Source organism: Bifidobacterium thermacidophilum subsp. thermacidophilum DSM 15837 (genome assembly GCF_000426425.1).
In the GTDB taxonomy this organism is placed as follows: Bacteria; Actinomycetota; Actinomycetes; order Actinomycetales; family Bifidobacteriaceae; genus Bifidobacterium; species Bifidobacterium thermacidophilum.
Genome location: NZ_AUFI01000006.1, coordinates 94,209 through 112,633, shown reverse-complemented (window position 1 = coordinate 112,633; position 18,425 = coordinate 94,209). Strand labels below are relative to the sequence as shown.

Genomic DNA, 18,425 nt, shown 5'->3' with positions numbered 1-18,425 from the left:
CAAGCGCCTGGGTGGCGATGGTGTCGAAGATCGCGGCGAGGTCGCGGCGATCCTCCTGCTCGGCCTTGGCGGCGAACCACTTGGCCTGCTTGCAGACCGCGTCTCCGGCGCCGGTGAAGTCCAGCTCCGCGACCGACCGGTCGTCGTTGTAGTACAGGCGGGCGAGGTCCTCACGGGCAGAAGCCCAGCGGTCGTCGAATTCGATGGCCTTGCGGGCATCGAAGCGCGGTTCGACCTGCTTGGGCCAATCAGCGCCGAGTTCCGCAGCGACGGTTTGGACAACCGCCTCATCGTCGTCATCTTCAGGCTGGGCTGCCGGGGTGTTCAGGCCGAGCCGGTCGAGCACGTAACGGGCGGTGGATGCGAGCACGCCAGTGGAACCGGTGACCTGCTGGGCGAAGGCGTCAAGCGCGGCGGAATCGACCACCGCACCCGAGGCGGCGCCGGAAGCGGACGGCAGCGCGACCGTGATATTGCGGCTTGCGGCCACCTGCTGGACAGCGGCATCGATAAGCGCGTTGGCGGCGGCTTGGTTCTGGGCGGCTTCGGTACCGAGCGTCGCCAGATCCCCGCCACGCGAGGACGACCCGTCACGCGTGCCAAGCACGAGCGCGACGAGCACATGGGATGCCCAGCCTTCGCCGAGCTGCCACGTATTGGTCACCCGCTGTTCTACCTGGGCCTGCTTGATGCCGGCCGCACCGAACAGATGGCGGATGCGGTCGCGCACGATATCGCCAAAGACCTGGCCGAAGGGCTTGTAATTCGGGGCGACCTTGTCAACCAGCTTGTTCAGCGCGGAGACCGGCGCTTCGGCGGCGCCATCGACGCTGGCCACGCCGAGTTCGGAGCTGATATCCATAAGCAGCTGGTTGCGGCGCGAGGAGACGCCGTTGGTGAGCGTGTCGGTCGTGTCGTTGTCGCCAATCTGGTCGGGGCGGATCTTGCCCGCGTAGGCGAGCAGCGCGGCGATTGCGTCGGATGCGTGGAATGGGATGTCTGCCGGGCGTTCGCCGGTCGCGGCGGCAGGGGCCGCAGGAGCCGGGGCGGGCGCAACAGCAGCAGGAGCGGCGGCTTGCGCTGCCGGAGCAGCAGCCGGGGCGGTCACCGGAGCGGCGCTGTCTTCCTCGGTGTCGGTTTCGACGAGCGGATCAGTGTCGGTCATGTAGATGCGACCCTCATCACGCCCCACGTTGTACACGGTCACATGGCGGCCGGTGTACTGCGGCAGGCGCAGGGTCTTCGTGCCGAGGTTCGCGAGCGTCGGGGCGTTGCCCAGACCGACCTCGACGTATTCCTCAACGCCGAGCCCGTCATGCGCAGTAGCGCGGAACATGAGGTCCTGCGTCTCAATCCAACGCACCGGGCTGGCGAACTGCCAGGACAGCAGCTCGGTGAGCAGCAGTCTGCCGAGCTTCTGCTCGTCGGCTGCGTAAGAATCCCACACCTTCGGGTCGTCGAGCGCAGCCTTGATGCGTTCGGACGGCACGACGTCGAGAATCTTGCGCGCGAAATCACGCGTCATCTCGAACGGCACTGCCACAAGGTTCGGGATGTACCGGCCGACCAGACGCTGGTAATCGATGTACTGCGGCAGCAGCGCGTCCAGCTTGTCGCGGAATTCGGGCACGCCCTTGCGCAGCAGCCTCGAATGGAACGGCACGTCGATGCCGGGCACGAGCATGAAGGCCGGTTTGCCACCGTATTCCGCCACGCGGCGGGCTGCATCCGCCTTCAAAGCCTTGAGTCCAGCAATCGTACCGGCAATCGCGTACTGCTGGCCGGCGAGGTTGTAGTTGACAATCTGCAGGAACTCGCCGGACTGCTTGGCGATGCTCTCGACGTACTCTTCGACGCCGTCATCGCCGACGCCGAACTGGTTCGGCCGCAGCGCGCCCATCCGGTAGTTGGAACGCCCCTGTTCGTCTCGTTCGATGAGATGGTGCATGGTGGAGCCGCGGTGGAACACGAGCTCAAGCACGGTTTCCAGCGGGATGATACCGGCGAAGGAGCTCAGCGCGTTGTACTCGCCGAGCGAATGGCCGGCGAAGTAGGACGGCCACAGGTCGCAGCCGGCTTCGCGCAGGCGTGCGGTCTGGGCGAACGCGACCGTGGCGAGCGCGACCTGCGTGAACTGGGTGAGATTGAGCAGCCCGTCGGGGTGCCGGTAGGTGACGCCGTTGGCGGTGAGCTCCTTAGGGTTGTCACGCACGACGGCGAGGATTGAGAATCCGAGCTTGCTGCGGGTCAAGGCGTCGGCACGCTCCCACACCTTGCGGGCGGCCGGGGATTTCGCGCGTTCGTCCAGGACCATACCCTGCTTCTGGATGCCCTGGCCTGGGTAGACGAAGGCGGACACCGGCGGGCGGGTTGCGGCGGTGCCGCGCGAGACGAGCTGGCCGTCGATGCGGCAGGTGACTTCGAGCAGCAGGCCGCCATGGCGTATATGGCCGACGCGTTCGACGGTGATTTCCACCTGATCGTCCAGTTGGACCATGCCGTACATGTTGTAGGTCCAGCCGGCGATTTCGTAGTGCATGCCCTTGTCATCTGCCGCCTGCACCACATGCTGGGCGGTGGCGGACAGCCACATGCCATGCACGAGTGGGGCGTCGAGGCCACTGATTGCGGCGCCGCGCACGGAAGTGTGAATCGGGTTGAAATCGCCGGAAGTACGGGCGAAAGCGGTCATCTCGTGCGGGGCGCGGACAGTGACGCGGCGCAGCAAACGACGCGGGGTCGGCTCGGTGAGTTCGCCGACCTGTTCTTTGGCGTCATCCTCGTTCGGATTGTGAGACGGATTGTCCCGATAAGTGAGATATTCGCCGTAATCGGGGGCTTCGACAGGCAGCTCGTCGCTGTAGGCGCGGCCGCGGATCGCGAAGCGCTCGGTCTCATGCGCAAGCACCGTGCCATCGGCGGCGGTATGCGTCACATGGATGGTAACCACGCGGCCGGAGGCGGATTCGGCGTACGGATCCGCCCAGCTGGTCAGGCTCACCTGCTCGCCGGTATGGCGCAGCAGCTCGCGTTCAGGCACTTGCAGTTCGATGAGATGGTCGAGATGGACTGCGTTGAGTAGGCCTTCGATAACCGGATAGCCGTCGACACTCACCGAGCCGAGTGCCGCGTAAATCGCCGGCCACGCCGGTCCGACCAGCGCGTCGGGGGCGATACGCGAGGCGTTGAGGCCTTCCGGCAGGATTCCGGCGGTCGCAGCCTCATGGTCAACGCCGAGATTCGCGGACAGCGTGTACTGCGCATGTGCCAGGCCGAAGGGGTAGCGCTCAGTGTCATCCGATGGCGTGATTTCAGGCATCGCGACGAGCCTGTCACCGGTGATTGCGGTGTTACCAATGCCGGCGACCGCGGCGAGCATCGCGTACACATGCTCGGGCAGGCGATCGCGGTCAACGACCGGCAAACGGCCGCAATCCGCGCCGCCCACGATGAGCGGAATCACGATGTCGCGCACCGCATGCTTGCCGAGCCCGCCGTCGGGATCCTTGTCCCAGAAGGTGTCGAGGTGAATGTCAAGGTCGAGCAGGGTCTTGTCGCCATCCGTGCCGACCTGTTCGATGCGGTAGTTCGTATCGTCCGCAGCCGTGCCGTACGCGGGATTGCTGGTCACATGGCCGATCCAGGAGATATTCGGGCAGCTGCGCACATAGGCCTGCACGTCGGTGGCTCCGGCGAGCGTGCCGAGCGCGTCCGCAGCCGGTTCATCCGCCTGTGCGGCCTGGGCTTGGGTACGTTCCAGCGCGGCGTGTTCGAAGCGGCCGAGAATATCAGCCACAGGTTCGTCGACGGTCGTAATGCCGGCCACCGAAATCGGGCCGGGGATGATGCGCACGGCGTCCGCACGGTAGCGCGGATCTTCGGACTGCCACAGCTGGTCGCGTCCCCACCAACGCAGCAGGTCGTTGTCGATCACCGGGACGAACGGCATTGGCTTGGGGTATTCGTTGACCAACGTGATGAACCATGCGGCGTCGGTCGGCTCAACCTCAAGCGTGTCGATCTGCGGGTAGCGCTTCCCCAGCCGGTTCAGCGCCTGCTGCGGGTCGGATTCCACGTCGGCGCGCACCGCGAACAACGGCGTGAATTCACCGGATTCTTGGTCGCGCACGCGGGCCTCGATGCGCTGCAACAGGTGCAGGTAGCGGTCCGCATAGGTCGGGTCGGCCCATGGGAAGGACAGGTCGGCGAGACGCTGAGCCCACTGGCGGTAGGTCATCGAGGCAACGTCACCGAAATACGGTTTCGCGGTCTTGTCGAGCGCGTCGATGATTTCGGCGCGGCGAGGCTCGATCTGCTCGGGGTGCTTCATCATCTCGACCAGCAGACGGCCGCAGCGCGCGGACGAATTTTCCAATTCGTAGATATCGGCGTGCAGATGGCTCAAGCCGGAGCTCACCCCGCCGACCACCTTGCCGGACGGCACCCAGCGTTCGCCGCGTGGGGCGAACGGGTCGTCACCGCCCTGTTCGAGCGTGATGCCGGGGGTTTCGACGAGCATGCGCTTGACTTGCGGGCTGGTATGCGCCTCCTTGGCGGTCATGACGGCGGTGCCGACGAGCACGCCGTCCACCGGCATATCGGGCTCCCCGTAAGCGCGGGACCATTGGCCGGAGATGTAGTCCGCGGCGCGTTGCGGCGTGCCAATGCCGCCGCCGGCGACCAGCACGAGGTTCTCGCAGCCACGCACGTCGGCATAGGTGTTGAGCAGCAGGTCGTCCAACGATTCCCAGGAATGGTGGCCGCCGGCGGAACCGCCTTCGACCTCGGCGATGATGGTGACCGGGGCGACCGCCTTGGCGATACGTACCACCTGGCGGATCTGGTCGACCGTGCCCGGCTTGAACGCCACATACGGCAGGCCGTCGGCGCGCAGGGACGCGATGAGCTGCTTGGCTTCGTCGAACTCCGGGATGCCTGCGGAGACGACCACGCCGTCGATCGGGGCGCCGGACGCGCGTTTCTTCGGCACCAGACGCTGCGTGCCGAACTGGAGGTTCCACAGGTAGCGGTCCATGAACATCGCATTGAATTCGACCGTGCGGCCTTCTTCGAGTTCGTCCTCGAGCTCGGCCAGATGCCGGTCAAGCACCTCGGCGGTCACCTGGCCGCCGCCGGCGAGTTCGGCCCAGTATCCGGCGTTCGCCGCGGCCGCGACAATCTGCGGGTCCACGGTGGTCGGGGTCATGCCAGCCAGCAGGATCGGCGGTTTGCCGGTCAGTTCGCTGAATTTCGTGGCAATCCGGTCACCGGCGGGCGTGTGGATGACGCGCGGACGGTACGCCTTCCAATTCTGCAGGCGTTCGGGGTCGCCCGTCAGCGTGGACAGCGCGGCACGGTCGGCGGTGCTTGCCGCCTCGACCACACCGGCGCCGCTGCCTTGGGCGAGTGCGGCGACCAGCTTGCCGGCAGTGGTGCCCGGGCCCATATCGACAATCCACAATGCGGACGGATCCGTGGACTCAAGCAGCTTGTGCACGCGGCCTGTCCAATCCACATGGTTGATAAGCACTTCCTCGGCGAGTTCGCGAGCGCGCAGCCCATCGAAACCGCACGCCTGCGCCCAGACGACCGTCTGGTCGACGGCATCGGCCATCAGCGGGGAATGGAACGGCAGCGTCACGTCAAGGTATTCGAGCGTCGGGTCGAACACCGAGCCGCCGCGCACCTTCTGCTCGCGCAGACGCGCCTGCTTGCGGTGTTCCTTGCCCGCGGCGAGCACGAAGAGCGCCAGATCCTCCGGGTATCCAGACAGAACCTGATGGTCGGGGGCGTTTTCGACGGCGATGGAGATCGGCCCGCGGGTGGCGGGGATGCGCGCAATCAGGGTTTCGGTCTGCTCGCGGTTGGCACCCTTGACCGACAGCATCGGGGTTGCGCCTTCGAGTTTGGCGTGCAGGCCGAGCAGCCGCGCCTGACGGGTGCCGGCGACGCCGATCAGTCGGGCCACGGCGAGGATTTCGTCGATCGGCTCCTGCGCGGCTTCGAGCGAGCCGGCACGCTGCAGTTCGCGGGCCATATGCACGCCAATGATGCCCTGCGAATGCCCGAGCAGCGCCACCGGCTTCGAAGCGGGGTTGTACCCCAGATGCACGGCGTCGATAATCGCTGCGAGCTGGGTGAGCGCGATGCCTTCGACGCTCACGGACGCATCCGCTGCGGCTCCGAGCGAGGCGCCGGACGGCTTGAATCCGAAGATGTCGGTCGGGTGTCCGGTCACCGCGAGCAGGTCGGCGGCCACCGGGGTCAGCAGGCGGTCGGCGGCGAGCACCCGGGCATGCAGATCCGCGGCTAGGGTCGGGTCGTCCATCGCATCGGCGAGCGCCGCGGTCCACGGGGTGGATTGCCCGCCGAACACCACGGCATGGGGTTCGTCGGCAAGTCTGGACAGGAAGGGTTTCGTACTGGTCATTATTGTTCCTTTGCTGGTTTCCATTCGATTCGTGTGGTGCTGATGATTGGTGCTGATTGATGAGATTGACGGTTGGAAGCGCTTACATCGGCTGGTTGCCGTGATGCTTGTCGACCGGCCGGTGGCGGCGTTTGCCGGCGAGCGTGCGCAGAGCTCCGGCGATTGCGTCCCTTGTCTGCTCGGGGTCGATCATCGCGTCAATCTGCCCGGTTTCCATCGCAAGATTCGCGTTGACGGTCGTAGCCTCATAGTCGGCCACATACTTCGCACGCAGCGCTTCCACGTCCTGCCCGCGCTCCTTGGCTTTCTGCAGATCCTTGCGATGAATGATGTTGACCGCGCCCTGGGCGCCGAGCACCGCGATCTGGCTGGACGGCCAAGCGAGGTTAACGTCCGCGCCAATCGCCTTGGAACCCATGACGATGTAGGCGCCGCCGAAGGCCTTGCGCAGAATCACCGTCACCATCGGCACCTGCGCGTTCGCATACGCGTAAATCACTTTCGCGCCGCGGCGGATGATGCCCGCATGCTCCTGGTCGCTGCCCGGCTTGTATCCGGGGGTGTCCACGAGGGTGATGACCGGCAGGTTGAACGCGTCACACAAGCGCACGAAACGCGCGACTTTCTCGGAGGATTCCACGTCGAGGATGCCGGCGAGCACATTCGGCTGGTTGGCGACCACGCCGACCGGGTGACCTTCGATGCAGGCGAAGCCGACGACCGCGGATTTCGCGTACAGTTCCTGCACTTGGACGAATTCGCCATAGTCGACGATGCCGTGGATGACGTCGAGCATGTCGTAGGGCTGACGATCATTATCCGGCACGATGGAGGCGACGCGCGCGGCGGCCGCCTGGTCGGCGTGCGTGGACGCATAGGCGAATACCGGCGGCTCACACTGGCAGGTCGACGGCAGGTAGGCGAGCACCGTGCGCGCGTAGTCGATCGCGTCGGCCTCGTCTTCACCGAGATAATGCGCGACGCCGGAGACCACGTTGTGCACGTAGCCGCCGCCCAGATCCGCCATGCTAATCGTCTCGCCGGTGGACGCCTTGACGACGTTCGGCCCGGTGACGAACATGTCGGAGTTCTCGCGCGTCATGATGATCAGGTCAGTCAACGCCGGGCAGTACACGGCGCCGCCCGCGCACGGGCCGAGGATGATGGAGATCTGCGGGACAAAACCGCTCGCCTCACAGGTCTTCTTGAAAATCCGCCCGTATTGGCTGAGCGCCGCGACACCTTCCTGGATACGCGCGCCGCCGGAGTCGATCAACGCGACAATCGGCACTTTGAGGCTGATGGCCATATCCATGAGGTGGCAGATCTTCTCACCTTCGGCCACGCCGAGCGTGCCGCCGCGCACCGAGAAGTCCTGCGCGTACACGGCGACCGTGCGCCCGTACACTTTGCCGAACCCTGTGATGACGGCCGAGCCGGCCACCCCGTTGTTGATGTCGCCGCCGACGAAACGTCCGATCTCCTGGAAGCTGTCGGCGTCGAACAACAGGTCGAGGCGTTCGCGGGCCGTGCCTTTGCCTTTCGCATGCTGGCGTTCACGGGCGTGCTCCTCGGCGGCGCGGGCGAGTTCGGCGGCCCGTCCCACAGCGGGGCGGATCGGCTGAGTCGCGTCATGCGCCGTGGAGTCCGCAAGTGTCGTGGAGTCCGCCGACGCCGTGGTTGTCTGCGCTGCGGTCAGTGTGCTGCTCATTGCCGGTCTCCTTCCGCATCCTTGTCCGTCGATGTCCCGGATGCCTGTGCGCCTTCGGCGGCGTGGATGTCAAGCTCGACAAGCGTCTGCCCGCCTTCGACACCATCCGCCGGGCCGACGCAGATCTTCTTGACCGTACCGTTGACCGGCGCGTACACGTAGTTCTCCATCTTCATGGATTCGAGCACGACCAAGAGGTCGCCCTTGGAGACGCTCTGGCCTTCCGCCACATTGACGCGGGTGACGATCGCCTGCATCGGTGAGGAGATGATGCCGCTTTTCGCGCCGTCATCCACCTTCGGCTTGCCGATATCATGCAATCCCTGACCGCGCAACGGCTGGGTGGCGCGCCGTGCGGACCGTGCGCGGGCGGCACCCGTCAGCCCGTCGACAATCGTCTGGGGGACAGTGAGTTTGACGCGCTTGTCATTGACTTCGATGACGAAGGAATCGCTGGCAGCAGCCTTCTCCCCGGCCCCTCCGGCCACGGATGCGGGTTGTCCGGCACCTGCGGCCGCGGGTTCGCGGTTGAGATACTTACGTTCCAGCCATTTGGTGGATACGCTGAACGGATGCTGTTCGGCGGTGAATTCAGGATCATTGAAAATCTGCTCGAACAGGCTCACCGGCGACGGCACGCCTTCGATACGAAGCTCGCCGAGGGCGCGACGCACACGGGCGACCGCAGTCGCGCGGTCCTGCGCGGTGACGACGAGCTTGCCCATCAAAGAATCGAACTTCGGCGAAATCGTATCTCCCGCCTTAACCCCGGAATCCACGCGGATCCCCGGTCCGGCGGGCCATTGCAGCCCGGTAAGTGTGCCGGAGCTCGGCGTCAGGTTCGTCGCGGGGTCCTCGCAGGTGATGCGCAACTCGAAGCTGTGGCCGCGGATGCTCTCCGGGCGGGTCAGGTGCCCGCCGGCGGCAATCGTCAATTGTTCACGCACCAGATCAAGCCCGCACACCTGCTCGCTGACCGTATGCTCGACCTGCAGACGCGGGTTGACTTCCAGGAAATACACCTTGCCCTGTTCGGTGAGCATGAACTCGCAAGTGCCGAGCCCCACATAATCTACCGCCTCGAACAGGCCACGCGAGTAGCGTTCCAGCGCTTCGAGCGCTTTCGGCGGCATGAAGGGGGCCGGGGCCTCTTCGATGAGTTTCTGGTTGCGCCGCTGCACCGAGCAGTCGCGCGTCGAATACACGACGAAATCGCCGTGGCTGTCACGCCCGCACTGGGTTTCCACATGCCGCGCCTTGTCGATGAACCGTTCGACGAAATACTCGTCCAGATCCCCGCCCTGGAGCGCATCATGGCTTAAGTAGAAGCTGCGCAGCTCGTCGTCGTTGTGCACGATGGTGATGCCACGGCCGCCACCGCCGTCCGTGCGCTTCATCATGATCGGATAGCCGTGTGTCTGCGCGAAATCAAGCAGCTCGCGCATATCCTTGACCGGCTCGGAAATACCGGGGACGGGCGGGACCTTCGCGCGGGCGGCGACCCGGCGGGCGGTGATCTTGTCGCCCAGATCGACCAGGGCCTTGGGGTCGGGGCCCACCCAGACGGCACCCGCCTCGCGGACCTTGGTCGCGAATGACGGCACCTCGGAAAGGAACCCGTAACCGGGGTGCACCGCGTCGGCACCGCTCCTGTGCAGAATGCCGATCAGCAGGTCCTCGTTGAGATATGTGTCGCGGTAGGTGTCACCGGGCAGCAGATAGGCCTCGTCCGCCATATCCACATACTGTTCGTCGCGATCCTGTTCGGCGTACACGGAGACCGTACGGATGCCCATCTCGCGGGCGGTTCGCACGACGCGCAGCGCGATTTCACCGCGGTTCGCCACCAGAAGTTTGCTGACATTATTGACCATACGTTCCAACCTATGCCGCGAGACTTGCGCCCGACGGGGCATGGACGACAAAGAATCGGCGATCTTTTTGTAACCCTCCACAAACGTCACCGTAAGTTGGCTTGCGATTTTCGGCGGTATTCCGCCATTGAGCGCTTTCGTCGCAACGGGCCGGACACATCGGCGACATTGGCGGGCGCAATTGGGTCCATAGAATGATGGCCAGCACGCCCCTGACCGGGCATTGCATGAAAGTTGCATGAAAGGAAGGGATTCCCATGTCACATCAGACACCATCCGCCGCACTGACTTCCGCGGCCCCTACCACCGCCCGCCGCCTGCTGCGTTCGGCAGGCATGTCGCTGCTGTTCGCGCTGCTGCTGTGGGCTGCAGCCGCCGCCGGGCGCATCCCGATTCCCGGCACTCCGGTCGGCATCACCTTGCAGACCTTCGTCCTGATGCTTGCCGCGTTGAGTCTTGATTGGCGCGAAGCCGGCGGCGCGGTCGTGCTGTACCTGCTCGCTGGCGCTGCGGGACTGCCGGTGTTCTCGGGCGGCATGTCCACGCAGGCGCTGGTCGGCCCGAGCGCCGGCTTCCTGTTCGGTTTCCTGCCGGGCGTAATCGTCACATCCCTGCTCAAGGGCAAGGCGCGCGGCACGGGGGCACGCGGCTACTGGCTGACCGCCGCAAGGTATTTCGGCGCCTCGCTGGTCGGCTGCGTGGTGATTGTGTACGCCTTCGGTGTGAGCATCCAGGCGATGCTCATGCATGTTCCGCTGGGTGCCGTGGCGCTCACCTCGCTCGGGTTCGCCGGCGGCGACTTGCTCAAGGCTGTTGTCGCCTCCGCCGCGGTCAGCGGGCTGTCCTCGTATATCGCGCGTGACACCAAGTGACGCCGAATAACGGCAAATAACGGACGTGTGCACCAGTCGCACCGGCCGATAACGAAAGGCCGCCGCCCCGATTGCATGGGGCGGCGGCCTTTCGCGTATGTGTATGCTGTCTGTCATCGTTGCGGACGGCGGGCCTTCAGCTAGCGGTCAGTGAGTCATCAGTGCCCATCAGTCAAGAACGCCGACATCACCGGTCGTCACCGTATGCTCGACTCCCTCGTCGTCCACAATGGCCAGTGAGGCGTCCGGATTGATGCGGACGGCACGCCCGACAATCGTCTCACCCCCGACCAGTCTGGCTTCCACCCTCCTGCCGAGTGTCCAGCTCACTTGCCGGGTTTCCTCAAGCAGCTGGGCGGTGTAGGCCTTGCGATCACGCACAAACCGGGCAATGCGGTCACGCAGGCCGGCTGTGATTCCCGCCGCGATGAGGTCGCGCAGTACTTGCACGTCCGGCAACGGGTCGACATGCAGCTGCAAGGATGTGGATTGCGGGGTCGGCAGGCTTTCCGCGCGCAGGGCGAGATTGATGCCGATGCCGCTGATCACACCTGTGCGATGCTCATCCAAGGGCACGAGCTGCACCAGGATACCCCCGAGTTTCAAGCCATGGCAGAAGATGTCGTTCGGCCATTTGATGGACAGCGCGCAATCCTGCTGACGCGGACGGGCGCCACTGGCGAACACCGCCGACCGGATCGCGTCGCGTGAAGCGAGACCGGCGAGTGTCGGCAGCCACCCGTTGACGGTATCGTCGGCCACGACATCGGCGGGCATCACCGTGACGAACGACACCGTGAACGACTCCCCCGGCCGGTTCACCCACGCGCGCCCAAGACGGCCGTGACCGCCGGTCTGGTAGTCCGCGGCAATCACCGTGATCTTCCCGTCATCCGCCGGGTCGCCCCCGATCCGCCCATCGGCGAGCATCTCACCGGCGAGCGTATTCGTCGAATCCACCTCGGCCAGCGCGATCAGCCGGTCAGCCTCCTGTTCGGTCCGCGGCATGCGCGGCACCGTCCCCTGTTTCGTCATCATGGCACCAGCCTACCGCCGAACAACGCGTTTTTCGCGGATGTACTCGCCGGGTGGCCCCAAGCTGCGGATTGACCGCGGCTGCGGAACCGGCAGGCGGCCAGGATACGAGCCCACCAAACCCGCCACCGTGCGAGCCAATCCTCACACAACCACCTCCACGGCTACGCCCGCAGCCATCGCGGCCCCCTCCTGTACCCAGCCCCGGCTCCTTGCGTCAGACTACAATGCTCAAACATGACCGAAGCCACGCGAACCTCGAGAGCCACGACCACGCCATCCGTGCAACCCGATCAAGCGGCGAAGCGTTCCAAGGCGACGGCCGGCAACCATCCCTCACACCGCGCGCTGGCCGGCGCCATCGCCCGGTGGACGCTGGCGATCCTCGCCGTCCTGTGGCTGAGTTTCTGCACGGCGATCGGACCGTTCTATTGGTACGGCGGCAGCATCGCCGACTGGGGATTCGTCAACACCATCTATTTCCTGCTCGCCCTAGCCATCTACCTAATGCTGCTCATCGCGTTGGTGCGCGTCGGCGGCGGGCTTGCGGCCATCCCGTCATCCGTTCGCTCCGCCTGTCGTCGGGTGGCGGCGGCAATCGGAACCTTCTGCCACACCGGATGGCGGCGGAACATCAGCAAGCCTTGGCGCGCCTTGGCACGCATGTGGCGGCGATTTACAGCCACACGATTTGCGCATGCCGTCGGACGTTGCTGGACCGCCGTCCGCACGTATACCCCGCGCATCATCATGCGGTGCACACGCAGTTGGATCGGCCTCGCGCTCATCATGTTCATCGGATGGCTGTGGGTGCCGGTCACCCTGCTGTCCGCGTTCGGCGCCGACATCCGCTCGCAAGTGCGGGAATTCAGCTGGGCATGGAACCAATGGACGGGCTTGCAACAGCCGTATACCGGGTTCTTCGCCTTCGTCCCGATGGATATCTACCCGACCGCGCACTACCTGTGGCCGCAAGACCCGACCTATCTGACGGATCAGCACAATCTCGTGCTCACCGTGTTCTACGGTGCCGTCGCCGCCGCATCCCGGTATTTCACCGGTTCAAACGATGCAGGATATGTCGTGCTGTCCTTGTTGCAGTTCCTGTTCGCGGTCTTCTGCTGTTCGGCCACGATGCACCGATTCCTCAACCTGCCGTGGCTTGTACATGAGTCCGGGAAGGACACCGACGCCGCCGTTGTCCCGATCAGCGAGCCAGGGAGTACATCCGGGGATTATCCGCATGCGGTCGCGCGGGCTGGCATATGGCAGCGCGCCATCATCATCCTGTTCTTCCTGCTGTGCCCGATTGCGGTGTTCTCCACTATCAGCCTGACGAAATCACCGCTGTTCGCCTTCGCATTCGTCTGGTGGTTCGGCATCGCCTACCAGCTGCATATGACCCGCGTCAAGCGCGGCGAGACACCCCATCGGCTGCCCGCACGCACCCTCGCCGCATTCATCGCGAGCGCCTGCGTCATGCTGATCAGCGCGAAATACGCGTGGTACATTCTCCTCGCGCAGACACTCATTATGCTCATCGCCGACCGCGGGCGCTGGAAGACCTACATCGCTGCCCTGCTGCTGCCGGCGGTCATCCTGCATGGAGGCCTGGTCCTTCTGGTATCTACCGGCAAGGTGATCAACGGCGACCCGATCGAAAGCCGCGGCATCCAGCTGCAGCAAATCGCGCGCGTTGCCCGGCGCAATCCCGAAGGCATCCCCAAGGACGCGGCGGACAAGCTCGCCCCGATCTTCAACCTTGACCAGATGGGCGAATCCTACTTCCAGCAGGACGCCGACCCGGTGAAATCCTCCGGGATTCAATCCAAGAAAGTCAGCTATCGTTGGCGTTCCGTCACGAAAGAGGATATGGCCGATTTCAACAGCGCGTGGTGGCAGATCGTCAAGGCGAACCCGGTCATCGCGGCGGATGCGTTCTTCGCCGAATGCTTCGGCTATTTCGACATCGCCGATCTGCCGTATGTCTCCATGGACTATTACGTGACCAGCGATTACGTGGTGAACAACACCGAATGGATCAAGGACTGGCAGCCGCAATGGCGTGAGGATATCGCGAGGTTCGCACGCGACTGGGGCAAGATCTCCGTGCTCGGATGGGTCACGCACGGCAACTTCTATGTCATTTTGACCCTGCTGTTCGGCGCCGCGGAAGTGATCCGCCGCCGTTGGCGCACTTTGGCGTGGCATATGCCGTTGCTGCTGCTCATGGGCGTGATGATCACGTCGCCGGCAAACAACTTCGAACGCCATATGCTTCCGCTGACCTTCGTATTCTGCTTCGTCGCGCTGACCTACTGGCGCGAGTCCAGGGGTTGCCATGAAACGCGTGTCGCCAGGCCCGAGGACAGTGCGGGTGGACATCACCGTGACACTGAATCCGGGCGGGACTAGGCTGGCACTATGGTTTCCGTTTCTGCACACTCCGGGTCAGACTCCGATCGCAAGGATCTGCTTGACCTGTTGATGGCCCGTCTCGCCGTGCTATTGGGAGACGATGTGCTGGAACGCGACCGGCCGGCCGACGTTGCCGGAACCGGTGTTGTGGGAACGACAGATGAAACCGCCGGAACAGCCGGAGCACCCGGAACTGCTGACCAATCGAATGCTACCGCGGCAACGGCACCAGGGTCGCCGCACCCTGCCGACGCCCGGACCCTGCTCGAATCCATTGTGTTCGCTTGTCTCGCGGAAAGCACGGACGACGAGCGGGTCGTCTCGCTGATGCATACGCTCGGATGGCCTGCGCATTATGTCTGCTGCAGTATCGCCGGTACTCCCCCGGCGCACGATGTCGCCTCGTGCGCGGCATCAATCCGGAGCCAATTGCCGACACATGCCGACGGCACCCCGGAGGATTGTCTGATCGGCGAGCATGACGGGAACCTGGTGGCGTTAGTGCGCGTCGATGACGGAACCAGCCCGGACCAAGTCGCGCATATCGCCGAAACGTGTTTCGATGGGCATGAACCGATTTGTCTCGGGCCAACCCGGCAGAACGCCGACGGTGCATCCCGCGCCATCCGAGCCGTCATCAACGCTCTGTTCGCACTCAACGCCTGCACGCGCGAAGTGCCGCAACCCATGCGATGCGAGGATTTGCTTCCGGAACGTGCCCTCATGGGCGATGAGGATGCGCGCGACGAACTAATCACATCAATCTACGAGGCGCTCAAAGGCGACAATCCCAATGATCCGACACTCCAAACGGTCAGCATTTTCCTTGATTCCGGCGCTTCGCTGGATGCGACGGCCCGGGCGCTGAGTGTCCACCCGAATACCGTGCGGTACCGGCTCAAACGGGCCACGGAAATTTGCGGTTGGGATGCAACCGATACACGCGAGGCATATGTGCTCTCGACGGCGATTACGCTCGGACGGCTACGCGATGCCGGTTTGTGGCGCGATGACGGCACGCTGTAGGGTGTACCGCTGACTTCCCGGACACCTTCTGGGAATCCTTTGTTATTGGCATCCTGACAACTTCGGAACTGACACTGACAATTCCGACCTTAGTAACCCGGACGTGCCGAACTGCGAAGTACTGGACACGAATATGCTGGGCTCTGACAACTGGGCACGAAAGACCCACCGAAAAGACCCGCCCCATAAGAATGGGAAAGCCCCATGCACACCGGCAATCGGCATGTCTGGGGCTTGTGCGTTCTCGTTCCGCCCTAGGCTCGAAATAACGGACGGAACCAGAAATCAGGCGAGTGTCGCGGTATCCAGCGGGATGCCGGGGCCCATCGTGGAAGTGATGGTCGCCTTGGTGATGTAGCGGCCCTTCACGGTGGACGGCTTGAGACGCTTGATCTCGTCGGCCACTGCCTTGAAGTTCTCGTCAAGAGCCTTCTCTTCGAAGGACATCTTGCCGATCAGGAAGGACAGGTTGCCGTGCTTGTCCACACGGAACTCAATCTTGCCGCCCTTGATATCCTTGACAGCCTTGGTGACGTCCATGGTCACGGTGCCGGTCTTCGGGTTCGGCATCAGGCCACGCGGGCCGAGAATACGGCCGAGACGGCCGACCTTGCCCATCATGTCCGGGGTAGCCACGACAGCGTCGAAATCGAGGAAGCCGTCCTGGACCTTCTGCACGAGATCATCATCGCCAACGATGTCGGCGCCGGCCTCGATGGCCTCGGTGGCCTTCGGGCCACGGGCGAACACGAGGACCTTGGCGGTCTTACCAGTGCCGTTCGGCAGGTTGACGACGCCGCGCACGAGCTGGTCGGCCTTGCGCGGATCCACGTTCAGACGGTACACGGCTTCGATGGTTTCATCGAAACCACGCTTCGGCATGCTCTTGAGCAGAGCGATCGCCTCAGGAGCGGTGTACAGGTTGTTACGATCAACCTTCTCGGCCGCCTCGCGGTACTTCTTGGAGTGCTTCTTAGCCATCTGTCCTTCTCCTCTCAGTCGGTGACCGTGATGCCCATGGAGCGGGCGGTACCTTCGATGATCTTCATGCCAGCCTCGACGTCGCGGGCGGACAGATCAGGCATCTTGATCTCGGCGATTTCGCGGACCTGAGCCTTGGTGACGGTACCGACCTTGTGGGTCAGCGGGTTCTCGGTGCCCTTCTGGATACCGGCGGCCTTCTTCAGCAGAGCTGCGGCCGGCGGGGTCTTGAGCACGAAGGTGAAGGAACGATCTTCGTAAACGGTGATCTCAACAGGGACGACCTGGCCCATCTTGTCCTGCGTGGCCGCGTTGTAGGCCTTGCAGAAGTCCATGATGTTGACGCCATGCGAACCCAGAGCCGGACCCAGCGGCGGGGCGGGGTTCGCCTTGCCAGCCTGGATCTGAAGCTTGATCAGCGCTGTGACTTTCTTCTTAGGAGCCATTGTCTGGTTCTTCTTTCTGTGAAGCGGTGGTTACGGTCGCCACGCGCGAGGCGCGGTCTCCTCCCGCAACGTTCATTGCTGTGCTGTGCTAGCGGGTCTCCCCTCCAGACACAAACATCACCATTATGCTCGTTCGTCTCGACAACATCAGTGTCGCCATGTCCATGATGCGGTGCGGCACGAAGACACCGACTGCGCCGTGACAATCTCCACCCGGAATTCCCCTCCCCTCAAACCAGCTACGCTCAGCCCCCACCCAGCGTAACCAGATTGGATATGCCGAGCACAATGACAATGGCGGCGGCACCCGATGAGGTGCCGCCGCCATTGAATACGTACGGATTGTTCGGATTCAGTCGATCTTCTCGACCTGTCCGAAGCCCAGCTCCACAGGCGTGTCACGACCGAAGATGGACACGAGCACGGTGAGCTTCTGCGTGGTCGGCTCGACGTCGGAAACCACAGCCGGCATGGTCACGAACGGACCGTCGGTGACGGTGACCTGATCGCCAACCGCATAGGAGACTTCGAGCTTGCGCTTCTTCGCGGCAGCGGGCTTGTCTCCTGCCGCCTTCAGCGCTTCGGAAGCAATCATCGGCGCCATCATCTGCACGACCTCCTCGCGCGACAGCGGTGCCGGATCCTTGGTCGGACCGACGAAGCCAGTCACGCCCTCGGTTTCACGCACGATACGCCGGGCGTCCTCATCCGGCCACATACGAATCAGCACATAGCCAGGCACGCGGACGCGGGTGATGACCTTCTTGCCCTTTTCGGTGTGCTTCTCGACCTCTTCCATCGGCACTTCCACCTGGAAGATCTGGTCCTCGAGACCGAAGCTCTGTACACGGGATTCGATGTTGGTCTTCACGCGCTTTTCATAGCCGGAGTACGTATGCAGCACGTACCACTTGCCGTCGAGTGTGCGAAGGCTCTTGGAGAACTCTTGGACAGCCTTGGTGCCGGCATCCTCAGCCGGTTCGTCTTCCTTGGCTTGCGTCTGATCGGACTCGCCTTCGGATGCTTCGGCAGCATCCGTCGCCTCGGCATCGCCAGCGGCTTGCTCGGTCTGCTCCGGCTCGGCGCTCTGGGCGTCGTCCGCGGCGGGCTGGGCGTCAGCTTCCGACGCCACCTGCTGCTGGGCCGCAGGAATATCACCGTTCGCTGCATCCTCATCGGATACCACGTCTGGCAACGAATCCAGATTCTCGAGATTCACTTCATCATCCATGCTTACTTAACCTTCGTGTGTACGGATCAGCCGAAAACGAGCAACACGAGCTTGCCCAAGCCAAAGTCCATGGCAGTGACCAGGGCCATCAGCACCAGCACAAACACGAAAACCGCGAACGACCAAGAGAACAGCTCTTTGCCGGTAGGGGTCACAACCTTGCGCAGCTCATTGAACGTCTGCTTGATATACAAGCCGATCCGCATGAAAATATTGGGCTTACGCGGCTTGTCTGTACGTGCCTTGGCCATTTCCATCCTTCGCTCGGCTACTGAATATCCAAAAGACTGGCAGGGACGGCGGGACTCGAACCCACAACCTACGGTTTTGGAGACCGTTGCGCTACCAATTGCGCCACATCCCTAGGTGAACTCCGCTCATTCTATCGAAACGACGGGACT

At 63.7% G+C, this 18,425-nt stretch carries 10 protein-coding genes, 1 tRNA gene and 1 pseudogene; 3 read left to right on the top strand and 9 right to left on the bottom strand.

The window, feature by feature from the left end:
* Positions 1-132 precede the first annotated feature (132 nt).
* The 3 genes and pseudogenes from K315_RS0100860 to K315_RS0100850 form a co-directional block, all read right to left on the bottom strand.
* A pseudogene (locus K315_RS0100860) lies at positions 133-6,430 on the bottom strand (fatty acid synthase subunit beta domain-containing protein); the annotation flags it as partial.
* An 82-nt stretch (positions 6,431-6,512) separates the two neighbouring features.
* On the bottom strand, positions 6,513-8,141 hold the full coding sequence (locus tag K315_RS0100855) for an acyl-CoA carboxylase subunit beta (RefSeq protein WP_029575777.1): 1,629 nt from the start codon (positions 8,139-8,141) through the stop codon (positions 6,513-6,515).
* On the bottom strand, positions 8,138-10,015 hold the full coding sequence (locus K315_RS0100850; RefSeq protein ID WP_029575776.1) for an acetyl/propionyl/methylcrotonyl-CoA carboxylase subunit alpha: 1,878 nt from the start codon (positions 10,013-10,015) through the stop codon (positions 8,138-8,140). The genes K315_RS0100855 and K315_RS0100850 overlap by 4 nt, the downstream gene beginning before the upstream one ends.
* A 257-nt stretch (positions 10,016-10,272) precedes the next feature.
* Here K315_RS0100850 and K315_RS0100845 point away from each other — a divergent pair, with 257 nt between their 5' ends.
* Positions 10,273-10,887: a biotin transporter BioY gene (locus K315_RS0100845; RefSeq protein ID WP_029575775.1), complete on the top strand. Its 615-nt coding sequence runs from the start codon at positions 10,273-10,275 to the stop codon at positions 10,885-10,887.
* A gap of 168 nt (positions 10,888-11,055) precedes the next feature.
* On the opposite strand, the gene K315_RS0100840 is transcribed toward K315_RS0100845, so the two are convergent.
* Complete coding sequence (locus K315_RS0100840) at positions 11,056-11,925, bottom strand: biotin--[acetyl-CoA-carboxylase] ligase (RefSeq protein WP_238556385.1); 870 nt, start codon at positions 11,923-11,925, stop codon at positions 11,056-11,058.
* Positions 11,926-12,159: 234 nt separating this feature from the next.
* On the opposite strand from K315_RS0100840, the gene K315_RS0100835 reads away from it, so the two are divergent.
* Both K315_RS0100835 and K315_RS09060 read left to right on the top strand, forming a co-directional pair.
* Complete coding sequence (locus K315_RS0100835; RefSeq protein ID WP_029575773.1) at positions 12,160-14,337, top strand: DUF6020 family protein; 2,178 nt, start codon at positions 12,160-12,162, stop codon at positions 14,335-14,337.
* A 9-nt stretch (positions 14,338-14,346) separates the two neighbouring features.
* Positions 14,347-15,366, top strand: coding sequence for a PucR family transcriptional regulator (locus K315_RS09060; protein WP_029575772.1), 1,020 nt, complete (start codon positions 14,347-14,349; stop codon positions 15,364-15,366).
* 285 nt (positions 15,367-15,651) lie between these two features.
* Here the strand turns inward: K315_RS09060 and rplA are convergent, their stop codons facing one another.
* The 5 genes from rplA to K315_RS0100805 form a co-directional block, all read right to left on the bottom strand.
* Positions 15,652-16,347 (bottom strand): 50S ribosomal protein L1, encoded by a 696-nt coding sequence (rplA, locus tag K315_RS0100825; protein WP_029575771.1) that lies wholly within the window; start codon positions 16,345-16,347, stop codon positions 15,652-15,654.
* A gap of 14 nt (positions 16,348-16,361) precedes the next feature.
* A complete protein-coding gene (gene rplK / locus K315_RS0100820; RefSeq protein ID WP_015451045.1) occupies positions 16,362-16,793 on the bottom strand; it encodes a 50S ribosomal protein L11 in 432 nt (143 codons plus the stop codon).
* A 352-nt stretch (positions 16,794-17,145) separates the two neighbouring features.
* Positions 17,146-18,024, bottom strand: a complete 879-nt coding sequence (gene nusG, locus K315_RS0100815) for a transcription termination/antitermination protein NusG (RefSeq protein ID WP_029575770.1) — start codon at positions 18,022-18,024, stop codon at positions 17,146-17,148.
* Between the two features lie 26 nt (positions 18,025-18,050).
* A complete protein-coding gene (gene secE, locus K315_RS0100810) occupies positions 18,051-18,275 on the bottom strand; it encodes a preprotein translocase subunit SecE (RefSeq protein ID WP_015451047.1) in 225 nt (74 codons plus the stop codon).
* Between the two features lie 37 nt (positions 18,276-18,312).
* Positions 18,313-18,388 (bottom strand) — tRNA-Trp (locus K315_RS0100805).
* Positions 18,389-18,425: the final 37 nt, after the last annotated feature.

Bases quoted from the DNA above. Each gene is read 5' to 3' on its own strand.
- K315_RS0100855 (WP_029575777.1), bottom strand. From the start codon at position 8,141: ATGAGCAGCACACTGACCGCAGCGCAGACAACCACGGCGTCGGCGGAC.
- K315_RS0100850 (WP_029575776.1), bottom strand. From the start codon at position 10,015: ATGGTCAATAATGTCAGCAAACTTCTGGTGGCGAACCGCGGTGAAATC.
- K315_RS0100845 (WP_029575775.1), top strand. From the start codon at position 10,273: ATGTCACATCAGACACCATCCGCCGCACTGACTTCCGCGGCCCCTACC.
- K315_RS0100840 (WP_238556385.1), bottom strand. From the start codon at position 11,925: ATGATGACGAAACAGGGGACGGTGCCGCGCATGCCGCGGACCGAACAG.
- K315_RS0100835 (WP_029575773.1), top strand. From the start codon at position 12,160: ATGACCGAAGCCACGCGAACCTCGAGAGCCACGACCACGCCATCCGTG.
- K315_RS09060 (WP_029575772.1), top strand. From the start codon at position 14,347: ATGGTTTCCGTTTCTGCACACTCCGGGTCAGACTCCGATCGCAAGGAT.
- rplA (WP_029575771.1), bottom strand. From the start codon at position 16,347: ATGGCTAAGAAGCACTCCAAGAAGTACCGCGAGGCGGCCGAGAAGGTT.
- rplK (WP_015451045.1), bottom strand. From the start codon at position 16,793: ATGGCTCCTAAGAAGAAAGTCACAGCGCTGATCAAGCTTCAGATCCAG.
- nusG (WP_029575770.1), bottom strand. From the start codon at position 18,024: ATGGATGATGAAGTGAATCTCGAGAATCTGGATTCGTTGCCAGACGTG.
- secE (WP_015451047.1), bottom strand. From the start codon at position 18,275: ATGGCCAAGGCACGTACAGACAAGCCGCGTAAGCCCAATATTTTCATG.